The sequence below is a fragment of the Actinoallomurus acanthiterrae genome (genome assembly GCF_054775715.1).
Window position 1 is genome coordinate 10,674,066 of the sequence record NZ_BAAHCO010000001.1, and the last position, 14,506, is coordinate 10,688,571.

Here is a 14,506-nt window from a genome sequence, read left to right on the forward strand (position 1 = left end):
GAGGTCGCCCTTCCGCGTCGATCCCGAGTCAAGGGCCGGGCGCGGCTCACGTGGTGAGCCAGGCCCGCATTCGCTCCTCGCTTGCGAAGATACGCGGGATCTCCACGTACTCGTCACGTGTGTGCGACAGGCTGGGCTCGCCGGGACCGTAGTTCACGGCCGGGATGCCCAGCTCGGAGAACCTCGCCACGTCCGTCCAGCCGAGCTTGGCGCGCGCCTCGCCGCCGGTGGCCGCCGCGAACGCGGACGCGACCGGATCCGTCAGGCCCGGCCGGGCGCCGGGAGCACCGTCGACCACGGTCACCTCGTAGCCGTCGAACAGCTCGCGCAGGTACTTCTCCGCGTCGCCCAGGGACTTGTCGGGCGCGAACCGGTAGTTGATCGTGACGACGCACTCGTCGGGGATCACGTTGCCCGCGACGCCGCCCCCGATGAACACCGCGTTGAGGCCCTCGTGGAACTCCAGGCCGTCGACGACCGGACGACTCGGCTCGTACGCCCGCAGGATGTCGAGGACCGCCCCGGCGCCGTGGATGGCGTTCGAGCCCATCCACGCCCGCGCGCTGTGCGCCCGCTCGCCCGGGACCTTGACGTCCACGCGGATGGTGCCCTGACAGCCTCCCTCCACGATGCCGCCCGACGGCTCCATGAGGACCGCGAAGTCGGCCTGCAGCAGCTCGGGGCGGGTCTGCCCGATGCGCTTGAGCCCGTTGCGGGCCTCCTCGACCTCTTCGCACTCGTAGAAGAAGTACGTGACGTCCCGGGTCGTCTCGGCGATGGTGGCCAGCTTGAGCTGCACGGCGACGCCGGCCTTCATGTCGCCGGTCCCGCAGCCGTACAGGCGGTCGCCCTCGACCCGGGAGGGGAGGTTGTGGTTGATCGGGACCGTGTCGAGGTGCCCGGCGATCACCACCCGCTCGCTCCGGCCCTGCGATGTGCGCGCGATCACCGTGTCGCCGTCGCGTTCGACGGACAGGTGAGGGAGGGCGCGCAGCGCCTCCTCGACGGCGTCAGCGAGCGTCTTCTCGTTGCCGCTCACCGATTCGATGTCGACGATCGCCGCGGTGAGGGAGGCGACGTCCTGGGTCAGATCAAGCCGCATGCCGCATGAGCCTACGCCAGAGGTGCCCGGATCCGGCCAGTCGCCCTACTGCCGGAAACCAGCGTCGACCAGGGATCAGCTGGGCGGATGTGACGATGTGCCAAGAAAACGGCTGAGGTTAGGGGAATTTTCCACCTATTCGATGGCCCTTTCGTTGGATATTTACATATGTGGGAGCAGGTCCCTTTCACCCCCGCCGGAAGGAGCTCCCTCCATGCCGGAACCCCCCGCCGGCCGCCCCATCCCAGGGATGGCCTTCACGTCCCCCAGCCCCGTCCCCCACCGTCGCGAGTTGCTCACGCGGGCGGCCGCCATCGCGGGCGGTGCCGCTCTCATCGGCGCGGCCGACCTGGCCCGGCCCCGGCGCGCGCGGGCCGTCACCGCGCCCCGCGTCTACACGCGCGCCGAGTGGAGCGCCCGTCCGCCCACCTCGCCGGCCACGATCATCAACGCGCCCGACCACCTGATCGTGCACCACATGGCGTTCCCCAACTCCACCGACTACTCCCTGGCCCACGCCTTCCAGCTGTCCCGCGACTGCCAGAACCTGCACATGGACACCAACGGCTGGAGCGACACCGGGCAGCAACTGACCATCAGCCGGGGCGGCTACGTCATGGAGGGCCGCAACCGCACGCTCGAGGCCATCGGGAAGCGCAAGAACGTCTTCGGCGCCCAGTGCGCCAACGAGAACGGCCACACGCTCGGCATCGAGAACGAGGGCACCTACACCACCGAGCTCCCGCCCACCGCCCTCTGGGACGCCCTCGTCCAGACCCTCGCCTGGCTCTGCGACCTGTACGGGCTGTCCCCGGCCACCGCGATCGTCGGTCACCGCGACTACAACTCCACCACCCAGTGCCCCGGCGACGCGCTCTACGCCCAGCTCCCCCGGCTCCGGTCGGACGTCGCGAGCACGCTCGGCCTGGCGTCCGCCGCGCGGACCGGCTCGGTCACACGATCCGGCCTGCCCGGCCCCCGCACCCTCGGCGACCACGGCCCCGCCATCGGCGCCACCGAACCCCGCCCCTGACCGCCGCCCCGCCGTCACCCGCCCCGCCCCGCTCACGGTCGACTCGCCGTCACCCGATCCTGCCCGCTCACGGCCACCCGCCGTCACCGGGCCCCCGCACGTGGCATGCCCCGGCCAAAGGGGCGGCCACCCCGTCCGCCCTCCCGCCCCGCCACACGACCCCAGGAGGAACCGTGGCCCCGTCCCCCCGTAACCGCATCATCCGACGGCTGAGCACGATGTTCGCCGCGCTCTCCCTCGCCGGAGGCGTCCTGGCCGCCGGTCCCGCCGCCGGCGCGTCGCCGAACCCGATCACCCACCCCGACAAGGACCATGCCGGCTCCAGCCTCGAGGGCAGCGGGTCCGGCACCGTCGCCCCGCTCGTGGCCGGGCTCCCGGGCCTGGACGTCTCCAGCCACCAGGGCAACGTCGGCTGGAGTACGGTCAAGAGCAACGGCGCGCAGTTCGCGTACGTCAAGGCCACCGAGGGCACGACGTACCAGAACCCGTACTTCTCGCAGCAGTACGTCGGCTCCTACAACGTGGGCCTCATCCGGGGCGCCTACCACTTCGCCACGCCGGACACCGCGAGCGGCGCGGCGCAGGCCGACTACTTCGCCGCCCACGGCGGCGGCTGGTCGGCGGACCATCACACCCTGCCCGGCGCGGTCGACCTGGAGGGCAACCCGTACGGGGCGTCCTGCTACGGGCTCAGCCAGGCGTCGATGCGCAGCTGGATCCACGCGTTCATCAACGAGTATCACGCCAAGACCGGCCGGTGGGCGGTCATCTACACCAGCCTGAGCTGGTGGACCAGCTGCACCGGTAACAGCGACACGACGTTCGCCACGAACAGCCCGCTGTGGATCGCGAAGTGGTCGAGCTCCGCAGGCACGCTGCCGGCGGGCTGGGGTGTCTACACCTTCTGGCAGTACGCCGACAGCGGGACGTTCCCCGGCGACCAGGACACCTTCAACGGAAGCTCGGCGCGCCTGCTCGCGCTGGCCGACAACACCTGATCGCGTGACGGCATGACGGCGCGGCGCCGGGGCATGGCCCCGGCGCCGCGCGCGTACATGTCCAGTCGGTCGCCGTACGGGCCCGTCAGGCGCTCAGGCCGTGGTCGCGCAGGACGTCGTTGAGCTGCGACTTGTCGTGCCGTACGCCCGGCTCGAGACGCTTGATCACCAGGACGGCGGGCATCCCGAAGGTGCCGCCGGAGAACTCCTTCAGGCGCGTGCCGCCGACGGCGACGCACCAGTCGGGGATCCGGCCGCGGCCGAGCTCCTCACCCGTCTCCACGTCGATGACCGGCATCGAGGCGGAGAGGTTCGTGCCGGAGCCGACGACCGCGCCCTTGCCCACGCGGGCGCCCTCGACGATCATCGAGCGGCTGCCGATCATGGCCTCGTCACCGATGATGACCGGCTTGGCGTTCGGCGGCTCCAGCACGCCGCCGATGCCGACGCCACCGGACAGGTGGACGTTCTTGCCGACCTGCGCGCAGGATCCGACCGTCGCCCAGGTGTCGACCATCGTGCCGGAGTCGACGTAGGCGCCGATGTTGGTGAAGGACGGCATCAGGACGACGCCCGGCGCGAGGTAGGAGCCCCAGCGGGCGATGGCGCCCGGCACGACGCGCACGCCGTCGAGGCGGGTCTTCAGCGGGATCCGGTCGTGGTAGTGGAAGTCGCCCACCTGCGCCCGAGCCATGCCCAGCACCTTGAAGCTGAGCAGGATCGCCCGCTTGGCGCGCTCGTCGACGATCACCTCGTCGGTGGCCTCGTCGACGAACGCCACACGTGCCTGCCCGGCGTCGAGCAGATCGACGGCGGCCACGATGGCGGAACGGGCGTCGGTGTCCTCAGGGCTCAGGTCGGCCCGGCCCTCCCACAGCTCATCGATGGCGCTTGAGATCGGGCTGGTGAACGTGTCGGTCATGCCGGTGAGGATAGCGGCGGCCTCGGCGCAAGATGTCCGGCAGGGTGTGCGAACCGGGTACCTTCGTGCCGTGAGTCGGAGGAGTGGGCGGCTACGGCTCGCCATCATCGGATTGGCCACGACGCTCGTCATCGTCGGCGGCGCCATCGCGCTGTACGTCCACTTCCGCCCCTACCTCCACGGCACCAACTGCGAGGCCCGGACGACCGCCGGCGTGATGCCGCTCGACCTGGACCAGGCGGCCAACGCCGCGACCATCGCCGCCGTCGCGCTGCGCAAGAAACTGCCCGAAGAGGCGGTGATCATCGCGTACGCGACGGCGCTGCAGGAGTCGCACCTGCGCAACCTCGAGAGCGGCGACCGCGACTCGGTCGGCCTCTTCCAGCAGCGCCCGTCGCAGGGATGGGGGACGGTCAACCAGCTGAAGGACCCGGTGTACGCCGCGAACCGGTTCTTCAGCGCTCTCGTCAAGATCAAGGACTACAGCGGCATACCCGTCCACGAGGCGGCCCAGAAGGTGCAGCGCAGCGCGGACGGCACGGCGTACGCCCGGCACGAGGAAGACGCCAAGATCATGGCCGCGGTCTACACCGGGCGCGTGCCCGGCGCGATGCGGTGCTGGTATCCCCCGAACAAGCGCAAGAAGCAGGACGACCCGCGGCAGGCTCTGGACGCGCTGGACAAGGCGCTGAAGCGCAAGGACACCGGCGGCGACGCGATCACCGCGGCGAACTCCCGCGCGGGCTGGACCATGGCGACCTGGATGGTCGCGCACGCCCAGCCGTTCGGGCTCCGCGAGGTGCGCTACGCCGGCAAGCACTGGCAGGCGGAGCAGGGGCACGACGGCTGGACGCGCGACAAGGCGGCGCCCGCCGACCGGATCGTCATCCGCTGAGGCCCGCCGCGCCGGCTGGACGCGCGACAAGACGGCGCCGCCGCCGACCGGATCGTCATCCGCTGAGGTCCGCCGCGTCGGGCGTTCGGAGCCAGCCGTGGGCACGGGCCGTGGCGGACGCCGTCCGCAGCAGCGGAGAGAGGGCGGGGGTGGCGCCCTTGCCGCGGGTGAGCAGGTGGATCTCGATGGTGGTCGCGGGGGTCAACGGCCGCCAGACCAGGTGGGACGGCAGGCTCCCGGCGGCGGACTGCCCGACGATGGAGACGGCGTCGTCCCGCGCCACCGGGGTGTGCGCGGCGTCGAACGACAACTGACGCGGCCGTAGCCGCGGGGAGACGCCGGCGCGGCGCAGGATCTCCATGATCGCGTCGTAGTGGCCGGGGTTGGCCTCCCGGGCGTGCACCAGCAGGGTCTCCTCGCCGAGGTCGGCGGCGGCCACCGCGCTCCGGTCGGCGAGAGGGTGTTCGGCGTGCATGAGCACGCCCTGCGGTTCCAGTCTGAGCATGGTGCGCACCAGGTCGGGTACGGGCGGCGGGCAGCGCACCAGGCCCGCGTCGAGGGTGCCGTCGGCGACGCCGCCGACGATGTCGGTCGTGGACAGCAGCCGAGTGTCGACCGTGATGCCGGGGTGCCGTTCGGCCAGGGCCGCGAGGAGGGCGGGGGCGGTCTCGTAGCCGAGGCTCGCGCTGTAGCCGACCGTGAGGGTGCCGTGCTCGCCGTCAGCGTAGGCGCGCACGTCGCGCCACAGGCGGTCGGCCTCCTCGCACAGGGCCGCCCCGCGCTCCATCAGCACCCGGCCGGCCTCGGTGGGCTCGACGTACTGCGTGGTCCGGTCCAGCAGCCGTACGCCCAATTCCTGCTCGAGCTGCCGGACGTGGCGGCTCAGCGCGGGCTGGGCGATGTGCAGCTGCTCGGCGGCACGGGTGAAGTTGCGTTCCCGCGCGACGGCCAGAAAGCAGCGAAGGCGGTGAAGATCTGGCACGCGACGCATTCTACATGGGATCCGACCTGCACTTATGCCGTTGCGTTCTAAGCCGAGAAGCAAGAGGTCTTTCCCTTCGCCGACCGGCTCCGCCTAGGTTCGAGACGTCCGAAAGGGACTCTTCGAGAAAGGCGCGGGAAATGACCGCAACGCTGAATTCCGCTGACGTCACGGCGCAGAGCAAGGCCGTTGTCCTGGATTACATGAACGCCCTCACCGACGGCGACTTCGCGGTACTCCGCGATTTCTTCACCCCCGAGACGACCTGGACGCTGGCGGGCGACCTGCCGTTGTCGGGGACGTGGACCGGGCCGGACGAGATCCTCGGCGAGTTCGTGCCGGCGATGGTGTCCCGGATGGTGCCGGAGTCCATGGCGCTGGAGTTCACGGGAGTGATCGCCGAGGGCGACCAGGTGCTGGCCGAGTGGAACACCCGCGCGCTCAGCAGGTCCGGCGGACGCTACGACCAGCACTGCCTGGCGATCTTCACCGTCCGCGACGGCAAGATCGCGGCGGTCCGCGAGTACTTCGACACCCTGCACGCGAAGACCGTCGTCTTCGGCTGACCCATTCTCGAATACCCCGAAAGGTTCCAAAATGAAGGCGATGCTTCCCGGTTCAGCCGCCGACAAGCCGGTCATCCTCGGTGAGGCCGCCGAGCCCGAGCCCGCCGACGACGAACTCGTGGTCGCCGTGGAGGCGTACTCCGTCAACCGCGGTGAGACGTTCCAGCTCGACGGCGCGCTCGACCGCCGCTGGCCGGGCTGGCGCCCCGGCAAGGACGTCGCCGGCACCGTCGTACGCGCCGCGGCGGACGGCACCGGACCGGCCTCGGGCACGCGCGTCGTGGCCCATCCCCCGGCCTACGGATGGGCCGAGCGGGTCGCCGTGCCCACGTCGAGCGTCGCCGAGCTGCCCGACAGCGTGGACGCGGTGACCGCGGCGGCGCTGCCGCTGGCCGGGATCACGGCGCTGCGGCTGCTCCGCGCGGCCGGCCCGCTCGCCGGCCTGCGCGTACTCCTCACCGGCGCGAGCGGCGGCGTCGGCCACTACGCCACCGAGCTCGCCGCCGCGTCCGGCGCCCAGGTCACGGCCGTCAGCGCCACTGAGGAACGCGGCGCCCGGCTGCTCGAGCTCGGCGCGACGGACCTGGTGACCTCGGTGAACGACGCGACGGGCCCGTACGACGTCGTGCTGGAGTCGGTCGGCGGCGACAGCCTGCCCGCGGCGCTCGCGCGGGTGGCCCCGGGCGGCCTGCTCGTCTGGTTCGGCCAGGCCAGCCGTACCCCGGTGACGCTCGACTTCTTCGACTTCTTCAAAGGCCCCGGGCAGGCCGCCATCAGGCACTTCGACTACACGGTGTCCGACGTGACCTACGGCCGGGACCTGGCCGCGCTCGTCAGGCTGGTCGCCAGCGGCCGGCTGCACCCCGAGATCGGCACGGTGCTCGACTGGAGCCGTACCGCCGACGTCATCACCGACCTGCGCGCCCGCAGGATCCGCGGCAACGCGGTCCTGACGGTCGGCTGACGCGACGAGCCCGGTCGTGGCAGTCGTCGGCTAACGCGACGGAGCCCGGTCGTGACGGTCACGGATGAGCCCGGTGACACGTCCCCCTCCGGCGAGGGGAACGCGCCGGGCTCCTACCGCGGGGTGGCCAGGACACGTTTGTGGATCTCGGTGACGATGTTGCGGGCCGACAGGAGCGCCCCGGCCTGCCAGCCCATGAAGCGCGTCAGCCACTCCCCGCCGAAGTAGACGCGCCCGTGCGGCCGGTTCAGCAGGTCGTACTGGCCGCTCGTCCAGGACGGCCAGGCGACCCACCCGGTCTCGATGTGGGGGATGCGGTCCCACGCGACGGCGAACCCCGACACGAGCTCCGTCGCGTACTTCCGGCCGTGGATCTTCACGCCCTGCGCGACCGCGTGCTTGATCCGGTCCGCCGGCGACATCGCGTCGAAGGCGTCGGTGCCCGGGCCCTCCGTGTAGTAGCCGAGGATGACGCCGCCCTTGCCGTGGTACCCGTAGGAGGGGTACCAGATCTGGGTGATGTCCAGGTCGGTGTTGGTGATCCCCCCGTAGATCCGCTCGTCCTCCTCCCACCACCGCCGCCGGTACTCCAGGCCCAGCTTGCCGACATGGGTCCGGGTCGGATACTTCAGGGCCGCCGTCACGTCCGCACCCAGGTTCGTGGGAATCCGCGCCATCAGGTAGGACGGCAGCGTCGCCACGCAGTAGTCGCCGTGCTCGAGCCGCTGCCGGCCGTGCGCGTCGCGGTACCGCACGCGCACCGCGTCCGGCAGGTCCGTGACCTCCAGCACCTCGGCCTGGTACTCGATGCGGTGGCCGCCGATGCGGTCGACCAGGGCGTACGGGATGCGGTCCATGCCGCCGACCGGCTGGAACATCATCATCGCCTGGTCCCAGCCGAGTTCGAAGGACAGGTTCCGGCCGAGCTGCGCCGCGAGCACGTCGTGGAGTGACGGCGGCGGTCCGAGGATCTTGCCCGGCCGGGCGCCCGCGTCGGGCAGGACGGAGTACCCCCGGCGCTCGGTCCCGGTGTACCTCCACTCGCCGCCCGTGTGGGTGAGAGCGCCGAAGTCCTCCAGGAACGCCATCAGCCGGTTCTTGTCGTCGACGGACAGCTCCGCGTCCAGTGCTCCCTGGCTGGTCGCCTTGGCGAGCAGCTCGCTGACGTAGCCGAACACGTCGGCCTTGACGGCACGGTCCGTGATCGGCCGGGCCGGCATCTCGGAATTCTCGTAATAGACGTAGGCGTCCGCGTTCTGATTCACGAACGGCTCGATCGGGACGCCCAGTTCACGACAGTAGTCGAGAGTTAACATGAACTGCGCGATCCTCGCCGGGCCGGCGTTCATATAATGTCCGGGCGCGAAGGTGGCGCGCTGTACGTGGCCGCCCAGTTCGCGTTCGGTGGTGCCGCCGCGAATCGTCCAGTTACGGCCGCCGGGACGATTCTTCGCCTCGAGGATCCGGCAGTCGTATCCCGCCTTTCCCAGTTCGTACGCCGTCGCGAGACCGGTGATTCCGCCGCCCAGGATCACCACCTTCGCGGCCTTGCGGCCCGCCAGGGCGAGGTCCGAACGGCTCGGCGGGACGTACGCGGTCCCCTTCGCGTCCGCCGCCGTCGGCGCCAGGCCGAGCGCGCCCATCGTCTCGAACAGCACGCCGGCGCCGCCGGTGACACCGACGGCCCGCAGGAACGATCTTCTGGTGACGGCGCCCATAGGTCCTCCAGCCGATTGCCATCGGCACGTGACGATAATCGCCCTCCCGCGCCGCATTAACGAATCGCAAGTGTTTTCATCGTCGATTCATCGGACCGATTATCCGGAACGGCCGCCTCATCGCGATGATTACCTATCGGTCATCCGGAGGATGAATATCCGGCGTGCCCGGAAGACGCTTTTTCATGGCGGTTATCGTGGGTGCACCGTCAAGGAGGGAGCTTATGCGAAATCCAACGGGAAGATTTTCCAGATCGAGGGCATGGGCCGTCTCGGCCGGGGCGTTCCTGGCTCTCGGCTCTCTGGTGGGCACCGTGGCGTGCACGTCCCATTCCGCCTCCGACGTCTCGGCGCGGTCCCCCGTCAACGGGTCGGCGGACGAGTGGCCGTCCGGCGGGCAGAACACCCTCGACACCCACGGCAACCCGGCCGAAAATCAGATCAACGCGTCCGACGTGTCCGGGTTGGCGACGCGCTGGACGGCGACCATGCACGGGGACGTCTCGGCGACCCCGGCGGTCGTGGGCGGCGCGGTCTACGTGCCGGACTTCGGCGGCTACTTCACGAAGTACGACGCCCGGACCGGCCGGGTCATCTGGTCGCACAAGGTGTCGGAGTACACCGGTGACGAGAAGAGCTTCTCGCGGACCAGCCCCGCCGTCTCCGGGAACACCGTCTACCTCGGCGACCACTACGGTCTGCACGCCACCGGCTCGGCGCCGCCGGTCACGGCCGACGCCGCCCGGCTGCTCGCCGTCGACACCGCCAGCGGCAAGCTGCGCTGGAAGAGCGTCCTGGACACGCAGTTCGCGGCCTGGCTCACCCAGTCCCCGCTCGTCCACGACGGCGTCATCTACGAAGGCATCGCCTCGGGCGAGGAGGACCAGGCGGCCGCGCCGACCTATCAGTGCTGCAAGTTCCGCGGGAACATGGTCGCGATCAGCGAGCACACCCACAAGGTGCTGTGGCGCACGTACTTCCAGCCGCCGAACGGCGGGAAGCCCGGCGGCTACAGCGGAGCGGCGATCTGGAGCGGCACCCCCGCCATCGACCCGGTGAACAACACGGTCGTCATCACCACGGGGAACAACTACGCCGTCCCCGCCAGCGTGACCAGGTGCCGCAAGGCCGGCGGGACGCCGGAGAAGTGCTTCTCCCCGGACAACCACATGGACTCGATCATCGCGCTGGACCTGCGCACCGGAAAGCTCCGGTGGGCGACCGGCGCGAAGAGCTTCGACTCGTGGAACTCCGGATGCCTTCCCGGCGCGCCGCCGAACAACTGCGCCCCCGACCACGGCCCGGACGCCGACTTCGGCGACGCCGCGCACATCTCCGTCGTGAACGACCACGGCATCCGGCGGGCTCTGGTCGGAGCAGGGCAGAAGAGCGGGATCTACTGGCAGCTCGACGGGGCCACCGGCAAGATCCTCTGGAGCGCGGCCCCCGGTCCCAGCGGGCAGCAGGGCGGCATCCAGTGGGGCAGCGCGACCGACGGCAGGCGGGTCTACGTCGCCGAGTCCAACGCCGACTCCCATTCGTACCGGCTGCCGAACGGCAAGGCCATCGACTACGGCTCCTTCGCCGCGCTCGACGCCGTCACCGGCAAGCTCGCCTGGCAGACCGCCGATCCGTCGAAGGGACATGACAAGGCGCCGCTCACCGTGGCGGACGGCGTGGTGTACGCCGGCTCGACGACCGGCCACATGTACGCCCTGAACGCGGCCACCGGGCGGGTCCTGTGGGACCAGAAGGGCCAGGGGTCGTCACTCGCCGGGCCGGCGGTCGTCGACGGGACCGTCTACTGGGGGAACGGCTACACCGCCAAGTGGGCCACCCCCGGCACGACGTTCTACGCCTTCGGGCTTCCGGGGCGCTGAACGGTGACCTTCCGGGAAGCGACCGGGCGGCGGTGCGGCGGACTACCTTCCCAGTCCGTTGGCCCGGCCGCCCGGCCGCGCCCGGGTGGCACCGTCATACGCCCGCCCGGCACCGTCATACGCCCGCCCGGCACCATCGGTCGTACGGGCCGCACCCTCGGACCTCCGCGCCACGCCATCGGGCGTACGGACCGCGCCGTCGGGCGTCCGTGGGACACCATCGGATCTGCGGGCGGTGCCCTCGGGTCTCCGGGCGGCGCCGTTGCGCGGCCGCGCGGTCCCGTCGGGCGTCCGCGCCGCGCCGTCGTTGGTTCGCGGGGCTCCGGTGGAGCCGTTGGAACGTCCCTTTCCGTCCGGGTCGAAGCGGCCTCCGGACGGAGGGCCGTTCCGGTCCGGCCCGAGCCGCCGGGCCTCCTGCATCAGGCCCGCGCGGTAGGCGAACGACACGAGCTGTGCCCGGTCCTTCAGGCCCAGTTTGCAGCGCAGCCGGTAGACGTGCGTCCGTACGGTCGTCGTGCCGATGAACAGCTCCGAGGCCACCTCGTCGATCGTCAGTCCCCGCGCGAAGAGCGTGAGGACCTCGCGTTCGCGGGCGGTGAGCGACTCGACGTCGGACCGGAGCGGGGCCTCGGCCGGCGCCTCCTGGCGGCGGAACCAGTCCACCAGCCGGGTCGTGACCTGCGGGGCCAGCATGGTCTGGCCGTCGGCCGCGGCGCGCACGGCCGAGCCGAGCTGTTCGCGGGTGACCTCCTTGACCAGTAGGCCGCTCGCGCCCGCGTGGAGGACACGCGTGATGGTCTCCTCGTTCTCCATCATCGACAGGACGACGACGCGCGGCTTCGGGTCGATGTCCTCGTGGTTCAGTCTGCGTACGAGCTCCAGGCCGGATATTCCGTCCAGCACCAGACCGGTGACCACCACATGGGGCTGGTGCCGGCGGACGAGGACCATGGCGTCGATGCCGCTGCCGGTCGCGTCGATGACGTCGATGTCCTCCTCGGCCTCGAGCAGGGCGGACAGTCCGTGCCGGACGATCGACAGACGGTCACAGACGATTACACGCATGGGTCTTCCTTCTACACACAAGGGTCTTCCTGTCAGTCCTGGGTTCGGGTTCAGTCCTGGGTTCGGGTGTCGACCATTCCGCCGGCGACCGTGCGGTTCGTGTGCGGGTCGATGAGGATGAAGCTGCCCGTGGTCCGGTTGCGGGCGTAGTCGTCGCACATGACGGGTTGTGCCGTGCGCAGCCTGATCCGGCCGATGTCGTTCGCGCCGAGCGAGTCGGCGTCCTGGCGGTGCAGGGAGTTCACGTCGACGCGGTAGGCGATCTCGCGCAGCTGGGCTCGTACGCTCCGGCTCGTGTGCTTCATGACGAGGCGCGCGCCCGGCTCGACCGGGGTGTCGTCCATCCAGGAGACCATCGCGTCGAGGTCCTGCGTCATCGCGGGCCGGTTCCCCGGCCGGCAGATGAGGTCGCCGCGCGCGACATCGAGGTCGTCCGTGAGCCGCAGCGTCACCGACATGGGCGGGAACGCCTCGTCGACCCGGCCTTCGGCGGTGTCGATCGCGGCGATGCGGCTGGTCATGCCGCTGGGCAGCACCATGACCTCGTCGCCGGGGCGGAACACCCCGCCGGCGACCTGGCCTGCGTAGCCCCGGTAGTCGTGGAAGTCGTCCGAGCGCGAGCGCAGGACGTACTGCACCGGGAACCGGGCGTCCACCATGTTGCGGTCGGAGCGGATGTGCACCGACTCGAGGTGGTCGAGGATCGTGCCGCCGTGGTGCCAGTCCATCGTGTCGGACGGGGTGACGATGTTGTCGCCGCGCAGCGCCGAGATGGGAATGAAGGTCAGGTCGGGGGCCCGCAGGCGGGTCATGAACCGCGAGCACTCCTCCCGTACCCGGTCGAAGTCGGCCTGCCGGTAGTCGACGAGGTCCATCTTGTTCACCGCCACCAGCCAGTGCGGCACGCCGAGGAGTGACAGCAGGAAGGCGTGCCGCCGGCTCTGCTCGGTGAGCCCGGCCCGGACGTCGACGAGCAGCAGCGCGAGGTCGGCGACCGAGGCGCCGCAGACCATGTTCCGCGTGTACTGCACGTGCCCGGGGGCGTCGGCGATGATGAACTTCCGCCGGTCCGTCGCGAAGTAGCGGTAGGCGACGTCGATCGTGATGCCCTGCTCCCGCTCCGCGCGCAGGCCGTCGGTCAGGAGCGCGAGGTCGGTCTCGTCGAGCCCCATGCGGCTGCTCGACCGGGCGACGGCCTCGAGCTGGTCGTCGGTGATGGACTCGGTGTCGTAGAGCAGGCGCCCGATCAGCGTGCTCTTGCCGTCGTCGACCGATCCGGCCGTGACGAACGTGAGCATCTCCATCAGAAGTAGCCCTCCCGCTTGCGGTCCTCCATCGCCGTCTCGGCGAACCGGTCGTCGGCGCGCGTCGCGCCGCGCTCGCTGAGCCGGGAACGCGCCATGTCCTCGATCACCTCGGCGGGCGTGGCCGCGCCGCTCTCGATCGCACCGGTGCAGGTCATGTCGCCCACGGTCCGGAAGCGGACTTCCATCTCGCGGATCTCCTCCCCCTCCGCCGGCTCGAGGAAGGGGCCCACCGCGAACAGCATCCCGTCGCGCAGGAGGACGGATCTGCGGTGCGCGTAGTAGAGGGCCGGCAGGTCGACCTCGTAGCGGTCGACGTACTGCCAGACGTCGGCCTCGGTCCAGTTGGACAGCGGGAAGACCCGCAGGTTCTCCCCGGGCGCCAGCGTGGCGTTGTGCAGGCTCCACAGCTCGGGACGCTGGTCGCGTGGGTCCCACTGCCCGAACTCGTCACGGAGCGAGAAGATCCGCTCCTTGGCCCGGGACTTCTCCTCGTCCCGCCGTCCGCCGCCGAGCAGGGCGTCGAAGCCGTGCTCGGTCACCGCCTCGACCAGGGCGGTGCCCTGCAGGCGGTTGCGGGTGACGGTGCCGGGCGGCTCGGTGAGCCGGCCGTCTTTGATCATTTCCGGCATCGAGACGACGACCAGCCGCATGCCGAGTTCGGCGAGGAACTTGTCGCGGAACTCGATGACCTCGGGAAAGTTGTGTCCGGTGTCCACGTGCAGCGCCGGAAACGGCACAGGCGCCGGCCAGAACGCGCGGCGTGCGAGGTGCGCCATCACGGCGGAGTCCTTGCCTCCGGAGAACAGCATCGCCGGGTTCCGCAGCTCGGCGGCGACCTCGCGCAGTACATGGATCGCCTGTGCTTCGAGCACTTCCAGATGTGACAGGTGCAGATCTTTTTCGCCCATCGGCCCTCCACAGATTGCCGTGGGCCGCTGTACCCAGCAATGCCGAGATAAACACAAATCGACAGAAATGACGCAAAGGCCCACTCGTCCCGCACGACCTCGCGTTTCTACGCCGTGTAGTTCACTCTCATACCCCGCGATATTGATCATGAACCGCCGCTCAGAC

Annotated in this window: 13 protein-coding genes; 6 read left to right on the forward strand and 7 right to left on the reverse strand. The window is 70.5% G+C overall.

Features of this window, described 5'->3' with window-relative positions:
* Positions 1–46: 46 nt before the first annotated feature.
* Positions 47–1,102, reverse strand: coding sequence for a succinyl-diaminopimelate desuccinylase (gene dapE, locus ACYVF7_RS50365; RefSeq protein ID WP_460353922.1), 1,056 nt, complete (start codon positions 1,100–1,102; stop codon positions 47–49).
* A gap of 214 nt (positions 1,103–1,316) precedes the next feature.
* Between dapE and ACYVF7_RS50370 the strand changes: the two genes are divergently transcribed.
* Positions 1,317–2,135: a peptidoglycan recognition protein family protein gene (locus ACYVF7_RS50370; RefSeq protein ID WP_460353924.1), complete on the forward strand. Its 819-nt coding sequence runs from the start codon at positions 1,317–1,319 to the stop codon at positions 2,133–2,135.
* A 173-nt stretch (positions 2,136–2,308) separates the two neighbouring features.
* Complete coding sequence (locus tag ACYVF7_RS50375; protein ID WP_460353927.1) at positions 2,309–3,133, forward strand: lysozyme; 825 nt, start codon at positions 2,309–2,311, stop codon at positions 3,131–3,133.
* 85 nt (positions 3,134–3,218) lie between these two features.
* On the opposite strand, the gene ACYVF7_RS50380 is transcribed toward ACYVF7_RS50375, so the two are convergent.
* Positions 3,219–4,055, reverse strand: coding sequence for a 2,3,4,5-tetrahydropyridine-2,6-dicarboxylate N-succinyltransferase (locus tag ACYVF7_RS50380; RefSeq protein ID WP_460353929.1), 837 nt, complete (start codon positions 4,053–4,055; stop codon positions 3,219–3,221).
* A gap of 70 nt (positions 4,056–4,125) precedes the next feature.
* On the opposite strand from ACYVF7_RS50380, the gene ACYVF7_RS50385 reads away from it, so the two are divergent.
* Positions 4,126–4,950, forward strand: a complete 825-nt coding sequence (locus tag ACYVF7_RS50385; RefSeq protein WP_460353931.1) for a hypothetical protein — start codon at positions 4,126–4,128, stop codon at positions 4,948–4,950.
* Between the two features lie 55 nt (positions 4,951–5,005).
* Here the strand turns inward: ACYVF7_RS50385 and ACYVF7_RS50390 are convergent, their stop codons facing one another.
* On the reverse strand, positions 5,006–5,932 hold the full coding sequence (locus tag ACYVF7_RS50390; protein ID WP_460353933.1) for a LysR family transcriptional regulator: 927 nt from the start codon (positions 5,930–5,932) through the stop codon (positions 5,006–5,008).
* 140 nt (positions 5,933–6,072) lie between these two features.
* Between ACYVF7_RS50390 and ACYVF7_RS50395 the strand changes: the two genes are divergently transcribed.
* Both ACYVF7_RS50395 and ACYVF7_RS50400 read left to right on the forward strand, forming a co-directional pair.
* Positions 6,073–6,498: a nuclear transport factor 2 family protein gene (locus ACYVF7_RS50395; protein WP_460353935.1), complete on the forward strand. Its 426-nt coding sequence runs from the start codon at positions 6,073–6,075 to the stop codon at positions 6,496–6,498.
* 31 nt (positions 6,499–6,529) lie between these two features.
* Entirely contained in the window at positions 6,530–7,462 is a 933-nt protein-coding gene (locus ACYVF7_RS50400; protein WP_460353937.1) for a zinc-binding dehydrogenase, read from the forward strand.
* Positions 7,463–7,575: 113 nt separating this feature from the next.
* On the opposite strand, the gene ACYVF7_RS50405 is transcribed toward ACYVF7_RS50400, so the two are convergent.
* Positions 7,576–9,180 carry a flavin monoamine oxidase family protein gene (locus ACYVF7_RS50405; RefSeq protein ID WP_460353940.1) on the reverse strand — a complete coding sequence of 535 codons (1,605 nt, stop codon included), beginning with the start codon at positions 9,178–9,180 and terminating at the stop codon, positions 7,576–7,578.
* Positions 9,181–9,404: 224 nt separating this feature from the next.
* Between ACYVF7_RS50405 and ACYVF7_RS50410 the strand changes: the two genes are divergently transcribed.
* On the forward strand, positions 9,405–11,060 hold the full coding sequence (locus ACYVF7_RS50410) for an outer membrane protein assembly factor BamB family protein (protein WP_460353941.1): 1,656 nt from the start codon (positions 9,405–9,407) through the stop codon (positions 11,058–11,060).
* A 42-nt stretch (positions 11,061–11,102) separates the two neighbouring features.
* Here the strand turns inward: ACYVF7_RS50410 and ACYVF7_RS50415 are convergent, their stop codons facing one another.
* Genes ACYVF7_RS50415 through cysD form a run of 3 tightly spaced genes read right to left on the reverse strand, consistent with a single transcriptional unit; the run spans position 11,103 to position 14,340 of the window.
* Entirely contained in the window at positions 11,103–12,125 is a 1,023-nt protein-coding gene (locus ACYVF7_RS50415) for a response regulator (protein WP_460353944.1), read from the reverse strand.
* Between the two features lie 50 nt (positions 12,126–12,175).
* Positions 12,176–13,429: a sulfate adenylyltransferase subunit 1 gene (locus tag ACYVF7_RS50420; RefSeq protein ID WP_460353946.1), complete on the reverse strand. Its 1,254-nt coding sequence runs from the start codon at positions 13,427–13,429 to the stop codon at positions 12,176–12,178.
* Positions 13,429–14,340, reverse strand: a complete 912-nt coding sequence (cysD, locus tag ACYVF7_RS50425; protein WP_460353948.1) for a sulfate adenylyltransferase subunit CysD — start codon at positions 14,338–14,340, stop codon at positions 13,429–13,431. The genes ACYVF7_RS50420 and cysD overlap by 1 nt, the downstream gene beginning before the upstream one ends.
* Positions 14,341–14,506 lie beyond the last annotated feature (166 nt).